Below are 2577 nucleotides of genomic sequence, written 5' to 3' on the forward strand. Positions count from 1 at the left end.
AGATTGACGAAGAAGAACATATCAAGCTTACAGGACAGTCCAACAAAAATATTCTGGCAATGGCACGGAAATTGTCAGATATGGGAAAACCGATGTGGATCCGCCACGTACTGGTTCCGGGAGGCAGTGATAAAGATGAGTATCTCCACAGGCTTGCAGATTTTATCCATACTTTAAAAACAGTGGAGAGAGTCGAAGTGCTTCCGTACCATACACTTGGTGTATTTAAGTGGGAACAGCTAGGGATTCCTTATCCGCTGGAAGGTGTCAGACCACCTTCGAAGGAACGGATCGACAACGCCAGAGAAATTCTGGGAGCGATATAAACCGGTCAGAAGACTGGAAAAGAAAAAGATCTCAATGCCAGTTATGGCAGAGAGGTCTTTTTTTTACCCTTTTTTTGTTGTACAATAATACAATATCTCTGAGAAACGGAGGGATACAATGGCGAAAAAGAGAAAAAAACCCAAGATGGAGTTCCGTTACTACCAGATGCCGGCGGGGAGCCCGATCCTGGCATTGCTGGGGCAGAAGTGGCGGCAGAATTATGGAAAAGGTGTGGATTATCTTCATTTTCATAATTATCTTGAGATCGGCTTTTGCTATGAGGGAGAGGGGCATCTGATTCTGGGAGAGGATATGGTGCGTTTTCATGGAAGAGAGTTTACGGTCCTTCCACCGAATTATCCTCATACTACGAACAGTGATCCGGGAGATCTTAGCCAGTGGGAGTATCTGTTTATCGATGTAGAGGGATTTCTTCGGAAATTTCTGGACAATCCTGTAAAAGCAGAAAAAATGCTCCAGCGTATTTATTCCAAACCACTGTTTCTAAAAGAAGCAGACAATACTTCTGTAGCAGCCAAGATCCTCAAGATCATGGATATTATGCGAAATGGCGAGGAATTTTATCTTGAGGAAGCAAAAGGAATCCTTGCGTCACTTCTGGCGGAAATTGCCAGAATGAATCGAAATGAAGCAGAAGAGAGAGTTCCGGAAGAAAAGGGAAAGATCACGAACATGATCTCCAGATCTCTCGATTACATATCCGATCACTACATGGAAGATATCAAGATCGAAAATCTCGCAAAAAGCTGCCACATCAGTGAGACACATTTTCGACGGCTTTTTACCTCTTATATGAAAGTAAGCCCGCTGGAATATATCAATACCGTGCGAATCCAGACTGCCTGTGATCTTCTGCAGAAAACAGATGCGCCGGTGGCAGATATTGCCCACAAGTGCGGATTTACGACAAACTCAACGTTTAACCGGAACTTTAAGCAGCTTATGGGAGTTACCCCGATCGAATGGCGAAAACGCCCGGAAAGCTACGAACAGCAGATCCTGAAATTCGACATCCACTCAGAAGAGGGATGGTAGAATAGAATCCAAAACAGAAAGGAATTTTTTAATGTACGATTACAAAATTGTAGAGCAGGTATCCCGGAAGAAAAAAAGCATGTCCGGTATCCTGCGAAAAGTCATGATCATTTTTGCCGTGTTCTTTGTAATACTCGGAATCACGATCTCTCAGTCCTTCATGCTTGCAGGATTTTTGCTGGCGGCACTTTATTTCGTGTATGATGTCTTCAGCCAGAAAGATTACGAGTACACACTTGAGAGCGATACACTTACCATCGATGTGATCTATGGCAAGAAATACCGCAAGACCGCTCATGTCCTGGAACTCAAAAACATGGAAGTGACCGCGCCGCACTGGCACGAAAGCGTTGCAAAATACAAGAAAAACGGCGGCACAGAAAAGCTTAAAAAATACGATTACACATCCTACGACGATGATGTGCCATACTACACAATGATCGTAAAAGAGGACGGAAACAAAATAAAACTTCTTCTTGATCTGACGGATGAGATGCTGCATACCATAAAAACCCTGCATCCTCAAAAAGTCTATTTTGCATAAAATGTGAAAAAATATGTGAAATATGTACAAAAAATGAATGAAAAATTTATGAAATAAGAACAAAAACCTCTCTTGGAAACAAAGAATCTATGCATTCTGTCGAAAAGAGAGGATTTTTTTCATCAAAATGATACGACAAAAAACGCATGAATGCGAAAAACAAACAAAAAACCCAAAAATGAATCATGTAAATAGTGCGAAATACACAAAATGGTCGAAAATGCACATTATGTAAATGATTCTGCAAACTATCCTATTGAATCGGATGCTATAATTGATTCATAAGCAATTCGAGGTAAAAGAATACGCTTAATAAAAGGAGGACATCTAAATGAAGAAAAAATTACTTGCAGTATTAATGACAGGTATTATGGCAGCATCCTTTGCCGGCGCAGCTACAACTGTTTATGCAGCAGACGATGACAACACCTTAACCGTATGGGCATGGGATCAGAACTTCAACATCAAATCCATGCAGATGGCTGGTGAGCAGTATGCAAAAGATCATGATGGATTTGCAGTAGACGTTATTGAGACATCTTCTGATGACTGCCAGACCAAACTGACAACAGCAGCTAACGCTGGTGACTACAGCACACTTCCGGACATCGTTCTGATGCAGGACAACAGCTATCAGAAATATCTGAAGA

Annotated in this window: 2 protein-coding genes and 2 pseudogenes; all 4 read left to right on the forward strand. The window is 41.6% G+C overall.

Annotated features, from left to right (window positions below):
• A pseudogene (pflA, locus tag QZL69_RS01430) lies at positions 1–326 on the forward strand (pyruvate formate lyase 1-activating protein); the annotation flags it as partial.
• 118 nt (positions 327–444) lie between these two features.
• On the forward strand, positions 445–1383 hold the full coding sequence (locus QZL69_RS01435) for an AraC family transcriptional regulator (protein WP_022213446.1): 939 nt from the start codon (positions 445–447) through the stop codon (positions 1381–1383).
• A gap of 31 nt (positions 1384–1414) precedes the next feature.
• A complete protein-coding gene (locus QZL69_RS01440; protein ID WP_022213447.1) occupies positions 1415–1927 on the forward strand; it encodes a hypothetical protein in 513 nt (170 codons plus the stop codon).
• 331 nt (positions 1928–2258) lie between these two features.
• A pseudogene (locus QZL69_RS01445) lies at positions 2259–2577 on the forward strand (extracellular solute-binding protein); the annotation flags it as partial.

The sequence above is a fragment of the Blautia sp. CAG:237 genome, from assembly GCF_000436615.1.
Taxonomy (GTDB): Bacteria; Bacillota; Clostridia; order Lachnospirales; family Lachnospiraceae; genus Blautia_A; species Blautia_A intestinihominis.

Coding starts and splice junctions, on each gene's coding strand:
- QZL69_RS01435 (WP_022213446.1), top strand. CDS start 445: ATGGCGAAAAAGAGAAAAAAACCCAAGATGGAGTTCCGTTACTACCAG.
- QZL69_RS01440 (WP_022213447.1), top strand. CDS start 1,415: ATGTACGATTACAAAATTGTAGAGCAGGTATCCCGGAAGAAAAAAAGC.